Annotated in this window: 16 protein-coding genes and 1 pseudogene; 15 read left to right on the forward strand and 2 right to left on the reverse strand. The window is 66.7% G+C overall.

The window, feature by feature from the left end:
- Genes cobT through hisN form a run of 7 tightly spaced genes read left to right on the forward strand, consistent with a single transcriptional unit; the run spans window position 1 to window position 5,593 of the window.
- Window positions 1-1,026 carry a nicotinate-nucleotide--dimethylbenzimidazole phosphoribosyltransferase gene (gene cobT / locus OVY48_RS10160; protein ID WP_313922783.1) on the forward strand — a complete coding sequence of 342 codons (1,026 nt, stop codon included), beginning with the start codon at window positions 1-3 and terminating at the stop codon, window positions 1,024-1,026.
- Window positions 1,023-1,592, forward strand: a complete 570-nt coding sequence (locus tag OVY48_RS10165; protein WP_313922784.1) for a histidine phosphatase family protein — start codon at window positions 1,023-1,025, stop codon at window positions 1,590-1,592. The genes cobT and OVY48_RS10165 overlap by 4 nt, the downstream gene beginning before the upstream one ends.
- Complete coding sequence (gene cobS, locus OVY48_RS10170) at window positions 1,589-2,293, forward strand: adenosylcobinamide-GDP ribazoletransferase (RefSeq protein WP_313922785.1); 705 nt, start codon at window positions 1,589-1,591, stop codon at window positions 2,291-2,293. The genes OVY48_RS10165 and cobS overlap by 4 nt, the downstream gene beginning before the upstream one ends.
- Window positions 2,290-3,270: a threonine-phosphate decarboxylase gene (locus OVY48_RS10175; RefSeq protein WP_313922786.1), complete on the forward strand. Its 981-nt coding sequence runs from the start codon at window positions 2,290-2,292 to the stop codon at window positions 3,268-3,270. Before cobS ends, OVY48_RS10175 begins: the two co-directional genes overlap by 4 nt.
- Window positions 3,263-4,201 carry an adenosylcobinamide-phosphate synthase CbiB gene (cbiB, locus tag OVY48_RS10180; RefSeq protein WP_313922787.1) on the forward strand — a complete coding sequence of 313 codons (939 nt, stop codon included), beginning with the start codon at window positions 3,263-3,265 and terminating at the stop codon, window positions 4,199-4,201. Before OVY48_RS10175 ends, cbiB begins: the two co-directional genes overlap by 8 nt.
- 13 nt (window positions 4,202-4,214) lie before the next feature.
- Entirely contained in the window at window positions 4,215-4,766 is a 552-nt protein-coding gene (gene cobU / locus OVY48_RS10185; protein ID WP_313922788.1) for a bifunctional adenosylcobinamide kinase/adenosylcobinamide-phosphate guanylyltransferase, read from the forward strand.
- Between the two features lie 11 nt (window positions 4,767-4,777).
- Window positions 4,778-5,593: a histidinol-phosphatase gene (hisN, locus tag OVY48_RS10190; RefSeq protein WP_313922789.1), complete on the forward strand. Its 816-nt coding sequence runs from the start codon at window positions 4,778-4,780 to the stop codon at window positions 5,591-5,593.
- Window positions 5,594-5,784: 191 nt separating this feature from the next.
- On the opposite strand, the gene OVY48_RS10195 is transcribed toward hisN, so the two are convergent.
- A complete protein-coding gene (locus tag OVY48_RS10195) occupies window positions 5,785-7,926 on the reverse strand; it encodes an AsmA family protein (RefSeq protein ID WP_313924739.1) in 2,142 nt (713 codons plus the stop codon).
- A 198-nt stretch (window positions 7,927-8,124) separates the two neighbouring features.
- Here OVY48_RS10195 and rpmI point away from each other — a divergent pair, with 198 nt between their 5' ends.
- The 7 genes from rpmI (at window position 8,125) to OVY48_RS10230 (ending at window position 14,515) form a co-directional block, all read left to right on the forward strand.
- Window positions 8,125-8,328, forward strand: a complete 204-nt coding sequence (gene rpmI, locus OVY48_RS10200; RefSeq protein ID WP_004208916.1) for a 50S ribosomal protein L35 — start codon at window positions 8,125-8,127, stop codon at window positions 8,326-8,328.
- Window positions 8,329-8,341: 13 nt separating this feature from the next.
- The gene (gene rplT / locus OVY48_RS10205; RefSeq protein ID WP_037474806.1) at window positions 8,342-8,704 is read left to right on the forward strand and encodes a 50S ribosomal protein L20; all 363 of its coding nucleotides are present in this window, start codon (window positions 8,342-8,344) and stop codon (window positions 8,702-8,704) included.
- 215 nt (window positions 8,705-8,919) lie between these two features.
- Window positions 8,920-9,534, forward strand: a complete 615-nt coding sequence (locus OVY48_RS10210; RefSeq protein ID WP_313922790.1) for a LysE family translocator — start codon at window positions 8,920-8,922, stop codon at window positions 9,532-9,534.
- Window positions 9,535-9,592: 58 nt separating this feature from the next.
- Complete coding sequence (locus OVY48_RS10215) at window positions 9,593-9,919, forward strand: GIY-YIG nuclease family protein (RefSeq protein ID WP_313922791.1); 327 nt, start codon at window positions 9,593-9,595, stop codon at window positions 9,917-9,919.
- Window positions 9,920-9,984: 65 nt separating this feature from the next.
- Complete coding sequence (gene pheS, locus OVY48_RS10220; RefSeq protein ID WP_313924740.1) at window positions 9,985-11,076, forward strand: phenylalanine--tRNA ligase subunit alpha; 1,092 nt, start codon at window positions 9,985-9,987, stop codon at window positions 11,074-11,076.
- On the forward strand, window positions 11,073-13,490 hold the full coding sequence (pheT, locus tag OVY48_RS10225) for a phenylalanine--tRNA ligase subunit beta (RefSeq protein ID WP_313922792.1): 2,418 nt from the start codon (window positions 11,073-11,075) through the stop codon (window positions 13,488-13,490). Before pheS ends, pheT begins: the two co-directional genes overlap by 4 nt.
- 203 nt (window positions 13,491-13,693) lie before the next feature.
- Window positions 13,694-14,515: an IS5 family transposase gene (locus tag OVY48_RS10230; RefSeq protein ID WP_043155528.1), complete on the forward strand. Its 822-nt coding sequence runs from the start codon at window positions 13,694-13,696 to the stop codon at window positions 14,513-14,515.
- An 80-nt stretch (window positions 14,516-14,595) separates the two neighbouring features.
- On the opposite strand, the pseudogene OVY48_RS10235 reads toward OVY48_RS10230, so the two are convergent.
- Window positions 14,596-15,078 (reverse strand): annotated as a pseudogene (locus tag OVY48_RS10235) (hypothetical protein); the annotation flags it as partial.
- 121 nt (window positions 15,079-15,199) lie between these two features.
- Between OVY48_RS10235 and OVY48_RS10240 the strand changes: the two are divergent.
- Window positions 15,200-16,084, forward strand: coding sequence for an aldose 1-epimerase family protein (locus OVY48_RS10240; RefSeq protein WP_313922793.1), 885 nt, complete (start codon window positions 15,200-15,202; stop codon window positions 16,082-16,084).
- The last annotated feature ends 58 nt before the right edge of the window (window positions 16,085-16,142 follow it).

Genomic DNA, 16,142 nt, shown 5'->3' on the forward strand with positions numbered 1-16,142 from the left:
ATGCCCCAAGCCCCCTTCTGGTCCAGCCCCGCCGACTTCGACGCCGCCCTGCGCGCGCTGCCCGGTCCCGACACCGACGCCATCGCCGCCGCCGCCGCGCGGCAGGCGCAATTGACCAAGCCCGCCGGGTCGCTCGCCCGGCTGGAGCAACTCGCGCTGTTCTTTGCCGGGTGGCAGGGGCGGGCGATTCCCGCGCTCGACCGGGGCCGAGTGCTGATCTTCGCGGGCAATCATGGCGTCACCGTCCATGGCGTCAGCGCCTTTCCCGCCGCCGTCACCGCGCAGATGGTCGCCAATTTCAATGCTGGCGGTGCTGCGATCAACGCGCTGGCCGGTGCTGCGGGCCTCGACCTGCGCGTCGTGCCGATCGACCTTGACCGCCCGACGGACGATTTCACGCAAGGCGCGGCCATGAGCGAAGCGGACTGCCTCGCGGCGCTGGCGATCGGCGCGGCGGCGGTGGAGCCCGGCCTCGACCTGGTGCTGCTGGGCGAAATGGGCATCGGCAATTCGACCGCCGCCGCCGCCCTCGCCGCGCGCAGCCTGGGCGGCAGCGCGGCGGAATGGGTCGGGCCGGGCACCGGCGTCGATGCCGACGGCATCGCCCGCAAGATCGCGGTGATCGACCGGGCCTTGGCCTTCCACGCCGGCGCGCCGCTAACCCCGTTCGAAACGCTGCGGCGCGTGGGCGGGCGAGAGATTGCGGCGATGGCGGGCGCGGCGCTGCGGGCGCGGCAATGGCGCATCCCGGTGATGCTGGATGGGTTCATCAGCGGTGCCGCCATCGCCCCCCTTGCCGCCGCGCATCCCACCATCACCGACCATTGCCTCGCGGGCCATTGTTCGGCCGAACCCGGCCATGACCGGCTGCTCCGCCAGCTTGGGCTCGATCCGCTGCTGCGCCTTGGCATGCGGCTCGGCGAAGGTAGCGGCGCGGCTGTGGCGGCCAACATCGTCCGGTCCGCGCTCGCCGCCCATGCGCAGATGGCGACCTTCGCCCAGGCCGGCGTGTCGGGCGCGGCATGACGCCCCGGCTGCTCCATCTGCTGCGCCATGGCGCGCCCGACACGCCCGGCCTGCTGATGGGCCGCACCGATGGCAAGCCGACGTTGGCCGGGATCGACGCCTGCCGCGCCCGCGCCGCGAACCTTGGCATGCGCGCCATCATCAGTTCCGACCTCACCCGCGCCAGCGCCGCCGCTGATGCCATCGGTCGGGACCAAAGCCTGCCCGTCTTGCTCGACCCGCGCTGGCGCGAGCTGGATTTCGGCGCCTGGGATGGCCTCGCCCCATCCGCCGTCCCGGCGCAGGCCTTTGCCCGCTTCCATGCCGATCCTGACGCCAGCCCGCCACCGGGCGGCGAGCGCTGGTCGATGCTGGTCGATCGCGTCGCCGCCGCCACCGCTGCACTGACCGCCGACTCCACCCTTATCCTCACCCATGGCGGGGCGATGCGCGCGGCCATCGCCTATCATTGCGGCCTGACGCCCGCGCAAAGCTGGGCGTTCGACTTGCCCTATGCGTCTTTGCTCTCGCTGCGCCTGTGGCCCGGCCCGCAGCCCGCCGCGCAGATCATCGGCCTGCAGCCATGAAGGGGCTGGTCATCGCGCTCCAGTTCCTCACTCGCCTGCCGATGCCGCGCGTCGCTGCCTCGGCGCAAGATTTCGCCCGGTCGATGCGCTGGTTTCCCGTCGTCGGCCTGATCCTCGGCGCGCTGATCGCCGTCGCTTGCGGGGCGGGGGCGCGGATCGACCCCTGGGTTGGCGCATTGCTCGGCCTCATCGCCTGGGTCGGGCTGACCGGCGCGCTGCATCTCGACGGGCTGGGCGACATGGCCGATGCGGCTGGTGCTGCGCATAAGGACAAGGATCGCCTGCGCGCGGTCCTCTCCGACCCGCATGTCGGCAGCTTCGGCGTCGTCGCGATCGCGCTGCAACTCATCGCCAAGCTGGTCCTGCTCCATGCCCTCATCGATCGCGCGCCTCTCGCCGCGCTGATCCTCATACCCTTCGCCGCGCGGATCGCCCCGCTATGGTGGACGCGCCTGCTCCCGCCGCTGCACGAAGGTCTCGGCACCGCCTTTCGCGGCACCATCCGCCCGGTCGATCTGGCGCTCTGGGCCGCCGCCTGGCTGCTCGCCTGCTGGTGGGTGCCCGGCCTGCTCGCCGCGCCCATGCTGATGCTCGGCTGGGGCCTGTGGCTGCGGCACCGGATCGGCGGTATTTCAGGCGATGGCCATGGCGCGGGCATCGAACTTGTCGAAAGCGGCCTGCTGCTGGCGGTACTGTTATGATCGACCGCTGGCACTGGCATGGCGGCGGGCTTGGTGCGGCGCGCGCCTATTTCGGCGAGGGCGATGCGCCCTGGATCGATCTGTCGACCGGCATCAACCCGCAGCCCTGGCCCATCCCGCCGCTGGCGATCGACTGGGCGCGCCTGCCCGATGACGCGGCCCTGCGCGCGCTCGAAGCCGCCGCCGCCGCGCATTTTGGCGTCGATCCCGCGATGGTATGCGCCCTGCCCGGCACCGAGATCGGCCTGCGCCTGATCGGCGACCTGCTGCCCGGCCCCGCCTGCCATATCATCCCCGCCTATCGCACCCATGGCGAGATGATCGACGGCAGCATCCCGCTTGGCCGCGCCGATCTGGTCGAGGCCGATGGCCAAACGCTGATCCTCGCCAACCCCAACAACCCTGACGGCTATCGCTTCGACCGCCCCGCCCTCCACGATCTGCTCGCCCGGCGCGGCGACGACTGCTGGCTGATCCTCGACGAAGCCTTTGCCGATGCCGACCCGGCGATCAGCTTTGCCGATCAGGTCGGCGAAGACCACCACCTGCTGGTTTTCCGCTCCTTCGGCAAATTTTTCGGGCTTGCAGGCGTGCGGCTCGGCTTTTTGATCGGCCCGCCCGCCATCCTCGCCGCCGTCCGCCGCAAGCTGGGAGCCTGGCCCATTTCCGCCCCGGCCATCGCCATCGGCACGGCCGCTTATCGCGACCAGCCCTGGATCGCCGCCACCCGCCAGCGGCTTGGGCAACAGGCGTCCGCCCTCGACGCGCTGCTGATCCGCTGCGGCTACCACCCGATCGGCACCTGCCCCCTCTTCCGCCTGATCGAAGCCGACGACGCCCCTGCCTTGTTCGACCGTCTCGCCCGCCGCGCCATCCTGACCCGCCCCTTCACCGAGCAACCCCGCTGGCTGCGCATCGGCCTGCCCGCCGATGCCACCGTCTGCGACCGGCTCGAAGCGGCGCTGCGCCATGGCTGAGCCGGTCGCGCTCGTCGCGCTGATGCTCGACGCCGCGATCGGCTGGCCCGTCTGGCTCTATGCCCGGATCGGCCATCCGGTCGGGCTTTTCGCGCGCCTCATCGACGGGTGCGAGGCGCGCTGGAACCGCCCGCACGGACACGACGCCACCCGCCGCATATGGGGCATCGTCACAGTCCTGCTGCTCCTGATCGTCGCGGCGGGCGGCGGCTGGATCGTGCAGTCCGCCATCCTGCGCCTGTGCGGCCCCTATGGCTGGCCGCTCCTTGCGCTGCTCGCCCTCCCCGCGCTCGCCCAGCGCAGCCTGTTCGACCATGTCCGCGCCGTGGCGCAGGCGCTTGCCGCAAACGACCTGCCCCTTGCCCGCCAACAGGTCGCCCGCATCGTCGACCGTGATACCGACGCGCTCGATGCCAGCGGCGTCGCCCGCGCTGCGATCGAAAGCCTGGCCGAAAGCTTCTGCGACGGCATCGCCGCGCCGCTCTTCTGGCTGTTGCTGCTCGGCCTGCCCGGCGTCTGGGCCTATAAGGCGATCAACACCGCCGACAGCCTGATCGGCCATCGCGAGCCGCGCTGGCGGGCCTTTGGCTGGGCGGCGGCGCGCAGTGACGATCTGTTCAACCTGCTGGCCGCACGGATCGGCGGCGCGTTGATCTGCATTGCGGGCGGCGGCGGATGGCGCATCCTGCGGCGCGACGCGCGCGCCCATGCCTCCCCCAATGCGGGCTGGACTGAAGCGGCGATGGCGGGCGCATTGGGCCTGCGCCTCGCCGGGCCGATCGCTTATGATGGCGTCGCCTGCCCGAAGCCCTGGATCGGCGATGGCAGGGCGCAGGCCGATGCGGGGGACATAGACCGGGCGCTGCGTATCACTATCCGCGCCTGCCTGCTGCTGTGGTTGATCGCGGGGCTATGGGCATGGCTGGCATGAAGGGAAGAGGAACATGACTGCAAATCACAGCCTGCTGGTGCTGGGCGGCGCGCGATCGGGCAAGAGTCGCTATGCGCAGGCGCGCGCCGAAGCGACCGGCCTCGACCGCTGCTTCATCGCCACGGCACAGGCCTTTGACGAAGAAATGCACGACCGCATCACCCGCCACCAGCAGGATCGCGACGCGCTGTGGCATACGGTCGAAGCGCCTATGGCGCTTGCCGACGCGATCGCCACACACGCCGCGCCGGGCCGCGTCCTACTGGTCGATTGCCTCACGCTCTGGACCTCCAACCTGCTGCTCGCCGACCAAGACATCGACGCCGCGACCGACAATCTGGTCGCCGCCATCGCCGCCGCGCCCGGCCCCATCATCCTCGTCGCCAATGAAGTGGGCCTCGGCATCGTGCCCGATAATGCGCTCGCCCGCCGCTTCCGCGATGCCGCAGGGCTGCTCAACCAGCGGGTCGCCGCCACCGTGCGCGAAGTCCAGTTCCTCGCCGCAGGCCTGCCGCTGGCGCTCAAGGGGGCTGCCCCTCTGGCGCAACCGGGCGCAACCGGCTAGGCGATCATGCCATGACAACCCGCGACGACCTGACCCTGGCCAACCGCCTTGCCGATGCGGCGGGCGAAGCCATCCGCCCCTTCTTCCGCGCCCGCTACGACATGGAGTTGAAGGCCGACAAGTCGCCCGTGACCGAAGCCGACCGCGCCGCCGAAGCCGCGATCCGCGCGATTTTGGAAAAGGAGCGACCCGGCGACGGCATCATCGGCGAGGAATATGGATCCGTGCGCGAGGATGCCGAGCGGGTCTGGATTCTCGACCCGATCGACGGCACCCGCAGCTTCATCGCCGGGCGGCCGATCTTCGGCACGCTGATCGCGCTGACGCAAGGGGGCTGGCCGACCGTCGGCCTCATCGACCAGCCGATCGCGCGCGAACGCTGGGCCGGCATGTCGGGCCAGCCCACGACCTTCAACGGCCAGCCGATCCGCACCCGCGCCTGCCGCGCGCTGGAGGGCGCAGGCATCGCCACCACCAGCCCGCATCTCTTCGCCGAGGGTGACGTGCCCCATTATATGGCGCTGGTCGCGGCCGTCTCCGGCGGTGCCCCGCGTCAGGGGCCGGTCTATGGCGGCGATTGCTATAATTACGGCCTGCTCGCGTCGGGCTTCCTCGACATCGTCATCGAATCGGGCCTGCAAAGCTACGACTTCGCCGCTTTGGTGCCGGTGGTCGAGGGCGCAGGCGGCCTGATGTGCGACTGGAATGGCGAACCCTTGACGGCGGACAGCGACGGCCATGTCCTGGCGCTCGGCGACCCCGCCCGGCTGGAAGATGTGCTGGAAGCGCTCGCCAGCGCCCCGCATGATCATGGTCACGATCATTGAGCTTAAACCATCTCCTTTCGTCCTCAGTAGTCATTGAGCGAAGTCGGAGTCGCAGACGACCGAAGGGCAAATAGCGTATCGAAGGATAGACGCAGCGCATGATGCTTCGATACGGGTCTTCGACTTCGCTCAGCCCCTACTCAGCACGAACGGAGTGAGAGGGATTGGGCACAACGTCCCTCCCAGCCCGCTTAGAAAATCCCCAGAAACTTCTTCTTCTGGCTCTGCTGCTCGCTCTTGCTGCCCTTGCCCTTTTCGTCCTTCGCGGTCGTGCCCTGGCCCACATCGTCGCGCGCATTGCCGCGCTTGGTGCGCTGCGCCACCGCATTGGCGCCGGACAGGATCGGGCCACAAGCCGCGCCCTTGGCATCGCCCACATCGGCAAAGGCCAGCACCGCCGCCAGCGGCGTGCCCACCACGGCCAGTCCCAAAGCCGCCCCGCCCCGCGCCATCAGTTCGGGGCTGACGACCGCCATGCCGGGCCGAGCGAAATAGCCGTTGATGCCGATCGGCGACTGGCCGGAAAACAGGCTGATCTTCTTGCTGTCGGCACGGAAGGCGATGTCGAGCCGCTCGTTGCGGAACGAAAAGCCGCCGCGCCCGATCATGACATTCTTCTTCGTATCGATGAGGATCGGGTCCGCCGCCGCCACGCCATTGCGCACCGTAAAGGCGATCAGCCCGCAATTAATCTGCACCGGCTCCTTGAGCTTGCCCGCGAACATCTTGGTCGCAAAGGTGCCGATGTCGAGTTCCGACAATTGCACATTGCGCGCCCACATCGTTCCGGCTGGCAATATCACCGCGATCCGCCCGTTCGATGTCGCCAGCGAATCATGCAGCGTATCGCCAAGGCCCGTCATCTGTATCCGGCCCTTGATCGTGCCGGTGGTGCCCGATTGCTCCACGCCCCAGCGCGCCAGCAGCGTGCCCATCGGCGTCGGGGCCAGCCGAATATCATAGGTCGTCCGCACCGGCGCGCCGCGCGCGTTGATCTCTATATCCGACGCAACCTGCCCACCCGACACGGCGAATGTCAGCGGCGAAAGCGTCAGAACGCTGCGATCGAGCTTCAATGACAGGTCGATATCCGAGATCGGGACATACTGCGCCCGCACGCGCTTGACCTTATATTGCACCTTCGCATCGAAATTGCGGATAGCTTCGACCCGCAACGGCGTGTCGGGCAACACGCGCGGGGTGCCCTGCACCGTCTCGATCGCGCCAGCGGCCCCCTGCTGCTCGATCTTGGCCGGGTCATAGCCAAAGAAAGGCGCGACATCGATGATATCCAGCGTCTCGGTCGCCAGGTCCGCGGTCAGCAGCAAGCGCCCATTGGGCAGCGACGCGGTGAAGCGCCCGGTCAGGTCGCTATCGCCAAAACGCCCCTTCAACCGGGTGAAACGCCACTCGTCGCCCACCTTGGTCAAGGCCGATGTGAAGCGATAGCGGCGCGTATCGGGGATCGCCGCGCCCAGAAAATCAAAAAGCAAGCTGAGGTTCGGCCCGCGCGTCACCAGTTGCAGGTCGCTGCCCTCCAATTCGGTCGCGCCGCGCAGCGTGCCGGTGACATCCACCACCGTCGCGCCTGCCTCCGCTCGCAGCACCAGGCTGTTCTTGCCGCCCGACACCGTGGCGTTGGGGGACAAGAGGCTGCCCTTGAGGTCGAACGGCTTGCCCCGCATGCTGCCCGTGCCCGACAGCCGCACGTCGCTCGCAAAGCGGGTGTCCTTCGCCTGCACCGTCTCGAACCCGATATCGGCGTTCAACTGCATCTGCGGATCGCGATAGCGCAGCGTCGTCCCCGCCAGCCGCGCCTGCCGGATCAGCGGCCATGTCATCGGCTCGCCATCCGAGTTCGGGTCGCCAAGCGTCCATGTATTCTGCTTGTGGTCGCGCGACCATTCCAGGTCCACCGCGCCATTGCGCAGTTCCAGCCACGACAGGCGCGCCCGGTCGCCGAAGAGCAGGCTGAACGGCGCGATCCGCGCGTCGATCAGGTCAGCGCGGAACAGGTCGGGCTGGCTCGCCCAGGGCAGGTTGGCGATGCGCGCCTTTTCCGCCAGCAGCTTGATGGAGAAGGGCGCGAAATAGAGCTGGAAATCGCCGCCCACGCGCACGTCGCGCTCCAACTGGCTGCCGACGATCTGCTCGAACGGCCGTTTAAGGAAGCGCCCCTTGGTGATGAACAGGATCAGCCATATCGCAAAGAGGAAGCCAAGGATACCAAGCAGGATCTTCACCGGCAGCGGCAATTTGCGCCACCGTTCGCGCGCGCGCGTCGCATGATGACGCACGGCCGCGCCACGTCCGGCCGTCGGCCGCTCTGTCATTTCGGACTCACCATCGACCATCGCGCGCTCAACGCGCCAGCGCGTCAAATGGCTCCCGCGACCCCCAAAACGCGAATCGCTTGCCTTTTCCCCGGCCGCCCCTTATGGCGCGCCCTTCGCGATATTCAGTGGGACCGCCCGGCTAACTAGGGCTGCCGGGGCTGTCTGTAATCGTCGCGCTAAGCAAAGGAGACGAAAATGCCCAAGCTCAAGACCAAGAGCGGTGTGAAGAAGCGCTTCAAGTTCACCGCTTCCGGCAAGGTCAAGCACGGCGTCGCTGGCAAGCGTCACCGTCTGATCAGCCATAACGCCAAATATATTCGCCAGAACCGTGGTACTTCCGTGCTGTCCGATGCCGACGTGGCTCACGTCCGCCTCTGGGCGCCCTACGGCCTCAAGTAAGGAGTAAGGGACAATGGCACGCGTAAAACGGGGTGTAACCACCCGCGCCAAGCATAAGCGGCTTCTGGTACAGGCGAAGGGCTATTATGGCCGTCGCAAAAATACCATCCGTATCGCCCGTCAGGCCGTCGAAAAGGCCGGCCAGTACGCTTACCGCGATCGCAAGGTCAAGAAGCGCAGCTTCCGTGGCCTGTGGATTCAGCGCATCAACGCGGGTGTCCGCGCTGAAGGCCTGACCTATTCGCAGTTCATGCATGGCTTGAAGCTCGCCGGTGTGCAGCTGGACCGCAAGGTTCTGGCCGACATCGCGATGCACGAAGGCGAGGCGTTCAGCGCCATCATCGCCCAGGCCAAGGCTGCCCTGCCCGCAGCCTAAGGCCGATCGATCGCAAGATCGTCAAAAGGGCGCCGGGGCAGATGCTTCCGGCGCCCTTTTTGTTTGTCTAGCGGACTGTAGAACATCCGTTCGTTTCGAGCGAAGTCGAGAAACGAGACAGAACCGACCTCGGCAAAGCCATACCTGCCCTATGCTATCGGCTTCTCGACTTCGCTCGAAGCGAACGGAAGAGGGGTCGCTCTGAGGACCACCCCATGTCGCTGCATCTCTGGTGGCTCTATGTCACCGCCGTCTTCCTCATCTCCGCCACGCCGGGGCCGAACATGCTGCATGTGATGACGCAGAGCATCCAGCACGGCCCGCGCAAGGCGATGGCGACGATGGCGGGGCTGATGAGCGCGGTGCTGCTGTGCCTCGCCGCCTCGGCGCTGGGCCTTGGCGCGCTGCTCAAAACCTCGCCGCGGCTGTTCGATGTGCTGCGCTATGCCGGGGTCGCCTATCTCGTCTGGCTGGGGATCAAGGCCTGGCGCGCCCCGGTCGGCGCAGCCGCCGTCGCCGCACCCGCCCGTTCGCACCACGCCCTCTTCGCCACGGGCCTGCTCACGGGCCTCTCCAACCCCAAGCTCATCATCTTCGCCGCCGCGCTCTTCCCCCAGTTCATCGACACCGACCGCCCCTTCGGCGTCCAGCTCGCCATCCTGGTGCTGACCTTCGTGGTGATCGAGAGTTTCTGGTACAGCGTCTATGCACTCGGCGGCCTTCGCCTCGCCCGCTGGCTCGCCCCCGCCAACCGTCAACGCCTGTTCAACCGCGCGACCGGCGTCATGTTCATCGGCTTCGGCGGCGCGTTGCTGGGGGCACGGGCGTAGGTTAAACCTCTCAGTCCGTCATCCCCGCGAAGGCGGGGACCCATCTCCGGGGGCCTGTATGAAGCGCGAGATCAGCCCAACCGTCTATCTTCTGGCCAGTCGCAGGAACGGGACGCTCTACATCGGGGTCACATCCGACCTCGTAAAGCGACTCTATGAACACCGAAACGGCTTGATCGAAGGCTTCACCAAAGACTACGGCGTCAAGCGCCTGGTCTGGTTCGAACCGCATGACAGTATGGACAGCGCCATCCTGCGGGAGAAGCGGATCAAGAAATGGAACAGGCCGTGGAAGATCGCGCTTATCGAAGCCGGTAATCCCGACTGGGACGATCTGGCGCTGGGCTTTGGCTATGAGCCTTTGCCTACTCTGCGCTGCGACTGACCGACAGGTCGGGAGATGGGTTCCCGCCTTCGCGGGAATGACGAGATGGTGGTAACAAGATAATGATGACAGACATTAGCGCATTGAAAGCCGGGCTGATCGCCGACATCGACGCCGCCGACACGCCGGACGCGGTGGAGGCGTTGCGGGTTGGGGCGTTGGGCAAGAATGGGGTCATTACCGGCCTGCTCAAGACGCTCGGCCCGATGTCGCCGCAAGAGCGGCTGGAGCAAGGCCCGCCGATCCAGGATCTGCGCGAATCCGTCACCGCCGCCATCGCGTCGCGCAAGGCTGCGCTGGAAAGCGCGGCGCTCGATGCGCGCCTGGCGTCGGAAAAGATCGACATGACCCTGCCCGCCGATTTGGGGCCGCAAGGCAGCATCCATCCGGTCAGCCAAGTGATGGACGAACTGGCCGAAATCTTCGCCGATCTGGGATTCTCCGTCGCCACCGGGCCGGAGATCGAGGACGACTGGCATAATTTCACCGCGCTCAACATCCCCGAAACCCACCCTGCGCGCGCGATGCACGACACCTTCTACTTCCCCGACGCGGAGGGGCAGAAGCGGATGCTGCTGCGCACCCATACCTCCCCGGTGCAGATCCGCACGATGATGACGACGCCCCCGCCGATCCGCATCATCGCGCCCGGCCGCGTCTATCGCAGCGATAGCGACGCGACCCACACGCCGATGTTCCACCAGATCGAGGGGCTGGTGATCGACAAAGGCATCACGCTCGGTCACCTGAAATGGACGCTGGAAACCTTCCTCAAGGCCTTTTTCGAACGCGAGGATATCGTCCTGCGCCTGCGCCCCAGCTACTTCCCCTTCACCGAACCCTCGGTCGAGGTCGATGTCGGCTATACGCTCACCAACGGCCAGCGCGTCATCGGCGGCGACGGCGATGCGCCCGATGGCGGCTGGCTCGAAGTGCTGGGCAGCGGCATGGTCAATCGCCGCGTGATCGAAAGCTGTGGCCTTGACCCCGACGAATGGCAGGGCTTTGCCTTCGGCACCGGGGTCGACCGGCTCGCCATGCTCAAATATGGGATGAACGACTTGCGTGCCTTCTTCGACGGCGACCTGCGCTGGCTCAAACATTATGGCTTCTCCGCGCTCGACGTGCCGACTCTCAGCGGAGGAGTAGGCGCATGAAGTTCACGCTCAGCTGGCTCAAGACGCATCTCGCCACCGATGCCGACCTGGCGACGATCCTCAAGAAGCTCAACGCCATCGGCCTGGAGGTGGACGGCGTCGACAACCCCGCCGAAAAGCTCGCCGCGTTCAGAATCGCGCGCGTGCTGACCGCCGACCCCCATCCGCAGGCCGACAAGCTGCAAGTGCTGACCGTCGATAAGGGCGACGGCACCCCGCTGCAGGTCGTGTGCGGCGCGCCCAATGCGCGCGCGGGCCTGGTCGGCGTGTTCGGGACGGAGGGCGCGGTCGTGCCGTCCAATGGCATGGTGCTGAAAAAGACCGCGATTCGCGGCGTCGATTCCAACGGCATGATGTGTTCCTCGCGCGAGCTGGAACTGGGCGACGATCATGACGGCATCATCGAACTGCCCGGCGACGCACCGGTGGGGCAGGTCTATGCCGACTGGGCGGGCCTCAATGATCCGGTCATCGACGTGTCGATCACCCCCAATCGCCAGGATTGCATGGGCGTGCGCGGCATCGCGCGCGATCTTGCCGCTGCGGGTCTCGGCACGCTCAACGCGCTGATCGTGCCGCCGATCGCCGGCGTCGGTCCCGGCCCGGACGTGCGCACCGACGATGCCGAAGGCTGCCCCGCTTTCTACGCCCGCACCGTGCGCGGCGTCACCAATGGCGCATCGCCCGAATGGATGGCGCGGCGGTTGAAGGCTATCGGCCAGAAGCCGATCAGCACCCTTGTCGACATTACCAACTATATCATGATTGACCTTGGCCGCCCGCTCCACGTCTATGACATGGCGAGCCTCAAGGGCGGCCTGGTCGCGCGCAAGGGCAAGCCCGGCGAACAGGTGCTGGCGCTCAACGGCAAGACCTATACCGTCGATGAGACGATGACCGTCATCGCCGACGAGGAAGCGGTCCACGATATTGGCGGCATCATGGGCGGCGAGCATTCGGGCGCACAGGACAGCACGACCGACGTGCTGATCGAATGCGCCTATTTCACGCCCGAACGGATCGCGATGACGGGGCAGAAGCTGACCCTCACCTCCGACGCGCGCGGGCGCTTCGAACGCGGGGTCGATCCCGCCTTCCTCGACGATGGCCTGTCGATCGCCACCAGCCTGGTCATCCATCTGTGCGGCGGCACCGCCAGCGAACCGACCCGCGCGGGCAGCCCGCCACTCACCCCCAAGGTCATCGATTATGATCCCGACCAGTGCCTGGCGCTGGCCGGTGTCGATGTCCCCGCCGACGAACAGAAGCGCATCCTGACCAATCTGGGCTTCACCGTCACCGGCGAGGCCGCGAGCTTCGACTATCAGGACGGCATGCCCGTCAGCCTGCCCGGCTATTGGGCGGTCACCGTGCCCAGCTGGCGGCGCGACGTCGATGGCTGGCCCGATCTGGTCGAGGAAGTGGTGCGGATCGTCGGGCTGGACCATGTGCCCTCCACCCCGCTGCCCCGTGTGCCGGGCGTCGCCCGCCCCACCGCCACGCCCGAACAACTGGTCGAACGGCGCGTGCGCCGCACGGCGGCTGCGCGCGGCCTGTCCGAAGCGATCAACTGGTCCTTCCTCTCCGAAAAGGAAGCCGCATCGGTCGGCGGCGGCGACTGGGTGCTGGCCAACCCGATCTCCGAAGACCTCAAGGTCATGCGCCCCTCGCTGCTGCCGGGCCTGCTGTCCGCGACCCGCCGCAACATGGATCGTGGTGCCTCTTCGGTGCGCCTGTTCGAGCTTGGCCGCCGCTATTTCAAGCAGGGCGAACGCGCGACGGTCGGCTTCGTGCTGGCGGGCGATCAATCCCCGCGCGGCTGGCAGACCGGCAAGGCGCAGTCCTTCACCGCCTTCGATGCCAAGGGCGAAGTCGTCGCCCTGCTCGCGGCGGCGGGCGCACCGGTCGCCAATCTGCAGAATTTCGGCGATGCGTCTGGCGCTTATCATCCCGGCCAGTCAGGCACGCTGCGCCTTGGCCCCAAGGTGGTTCTCGCCGAATATGGCGTGCTGCACCCAGCCCTCGCCAAGCAGTTCGGCCTGACCGGCATAGTGGTTGCGGGCGAAATCTTCCTGGATGCCATTCCGGGCAAGCGCAAATCGGGCTTCATGCGCGCGCCCTACGCGCCGCCTGCGCTCCAGGCAGTGAAGCGCGACTTCGCCTTCGTCGTGCCGGAGCAACAGGAAGCCGACGCGCTGGTCCGCGCGGTAAAAGGCGCGGACAAGAAGGCGATCGTCGACGCCCGCCTGTTCGATGTCTTCACCGGACCGGGCGTCGAGGACGGCCATAAGAGCCTCGCCATCGAAGTCACGCTCCAACCCGGCGACAAAAGCTTCACCCAGGACGATCTCGACGCGATCAGCGCCGCTATCGTGAAAGCCGCCCAGAAGCTGGGCGGCATCCTGCGGAGGTAAATAGCCAGCCTGTTCCCCGGCGGAGGCCGGGGTCCAGTTCCACGCTCTGAACTGGACCCCGACCTTCGTCGGGGAACAGACTCGAAACGGCTTATTTCTTAGAGCCCGATCCGAAACTAAGTTGAGTGGTATCAGCGGGTTAGCTTGACGCTTGCGGCAGTCGTTGATTCAGGGGTTTTGCAACAAACTTCCGGAGATCAACGATGTGGACCGATACCACTCGGGCGCAATATGCCCGCGCGGGACTGACTTTGCCAAGCGATTTGACCGATGCCGAATGGTCGGTGCTCGAACCTTTCTTGCCGCCACCCTCCCACGTAGGCCGTCCGCGCAAATGGCCGCTGCGACGGATCGTTGAGGCGATCCTATATCTGCTGCGTGGGGGGCTGCCGTGGCGAATGCTGCCACCCTGCTTTCCGCCGGTCTCGACGGTTCGGCGCTGGTTTTACCTGTGGCGCGATAACAAACTGTGGCTCTCGCTCAATCATACCCTGCTATTGATGGCGCGTGAAGCGACGGGCCGAGAGGCTTCGCCCAGTGCTGGCGTGATCGATAGTCAGAGCGTGAAAACAACGGAAAGTGGCGGCCCGCGCGGCTTTGACGCAGGCAAGAAAATCAAGGGGCGCAAGCGCCACATCCTCACCGACACCGAGGGTCATTTGGTTCATGCGGTGATCCATACCGCCGACATTCAGGACCGCGACGGCGCGCCGCTGGTCCTGCGTGAAATCATCCACCGCTTTCCATGGCTGCGCCATGTCTTTGCCGATGGCGGCTACGCTGGCGACAAGCTCAGGCAAGCGCTCCGGCGTATCGGCAAATGGACTGTCGAGATCGTCAAGCGATCCGATGGTGCAAAAGGCTTTGTGGTTCTTCCGCGCCGCTGGGTCGTCGAGCGAACACTGGCTTGGCTGAACCGCAACCGTCGGCTCGCAAAGGACTTTGAACGGACCATCGCATCGGCAAATGCGTGGCTGTTCATAGCCTCCATACAGCTATTCGCGCGCCGCATCGCAAGGCTATGAAATTTCATCGGATAATTATGAATCAGGCTCTTATCGTCGTCCTTCTTGGGCTTCGCCACCACCGGCGGCGCGATCGGGGCGATCTTGCAGCCCTTGGCCGCCGCCATTCCGCGCAGATAGCCGCGCCGCGCGATTCCCGCCGTCACCGCCGCCTGCAAGCGCCGCTCGGCCGGGGCCGCGCCGCTGATCTCACGCACCAGCCCGCGAAACGGGATCAGCGAATTGACCACCGTCTTGCCGACCGCCGCTGCGATCTTGCCGGTGCGATTCTCGTTCGCTTCCTTGCCCGCGACGAAATCATCGCCCAGCACCGCGTTCAACTCGCCCAGCCCCCGGTTCAACCCGGTACAGGTGCGCGACGACGGCCTCGCATAGGGATTCTCGACCGCCTTGAGCAGCACCGGCGGAATTTCGTCCTTTTCCAGGCCAATGTCGCGCACCGGCTGGCTGGCGATCTCGCCCGCCCGGTCCAGCGTATCGTCCCTTGGCTTGTCCTTGTCCTGCGCCAGCGCGGCCCCCGACAACAGCAGGGACAGGGTGGCAGCAGCGATAAATGATTTCATGATATTTCTCCCGATCGCCAAACCAGCGACCAGGGGTTTCAGTTCCCAGACGAAACGATTGCCGGGGCAGACAGGCTTATGCCGCACCGCTATGGGGGGCGGGACAGCCCAGGAGCCGCCCTTGTCCGACGCCCTCATCCCCATCGCCTCGCCCGCCTTGTCCGCCACCATCAACCCGCTGGGGGCTGAACTCTGGTCGCTTCGGGACGCCGATGACCGCGACCTGATGACCGATGCCGATCCGCGCTGGTGGACCGGCCACGCCCCCCTGCTCTTCCCCTTCGTCGGCCGCTCGCGCGGCGATGTCTATCGGCTGGATGGGCAGGCCTATCCCATGCCGCAACATGGCTTTGCCCGCCGCAGCGCCTTCGCGGTCGTGGAGCAGGGCGACGACAGCGCGCTGTTCCGGCTGGAGGCGGACGACGCCAGTCGCGCCATCTACCCCTTCGACTTCCGCCTCGACATGGCGTTCGCGCTGACCGACGCCACGCTGCACATGACCGCCACCGTTGCCAACCGGGGCGACACAGTCATGCCCTTCGCCTTTGGCTATCACCCCGCCTTCGCCTGGCCGCTGCCCTATGGCGGCGGCGTTAAGGATCATCGCATCATCTTTGAAGCGCCCGAACCCGCGCCGATCCGCAAAGTCGGCGACGAACCCGGCCTCATCGCCCACGAACACGCGCCCTCCCCGGTCGAGGGCGACAGCCTCGCCCCCACCCATGATATGTTCGCGGGTGACGCGCTGATCTGGGATGACCTCGCCAGCCGATCGCTCCTCTGGGGCATCCCCGGCCAACCCCGCCTGCGGATCGACTTTCCCGACACGCCCTGGCTTGGCCTGTGGCAAAAGCCCGGCGCGCATTATCTGTGCGTCGAACCCTGGGCCGGGATGGCGGACCTGGTGGGGTTCGAAGGCGACGTCTGGGATAAGCAAGGCATCATGGCCCTCCCCCCCGGCGACGCCCGCAGCTTCCGCATGGACGTCAGCCTTGTGGACGTGTAACGGCGCAACTCAGTTTCCGTTCGGGCTGAGCGAAGTCGAAGCCTTCCACTGAACGCAG

The sequence above is a fragment of the Sphingobium sp. SA2 genome, assembly GCF_032227065.1.
Taxonomy (GTDB): Bacteria; Pseudomonadota; Alphaproteobacteria; order Sphingomonadales; family Sphingomonadaceae; genus Sphingobium.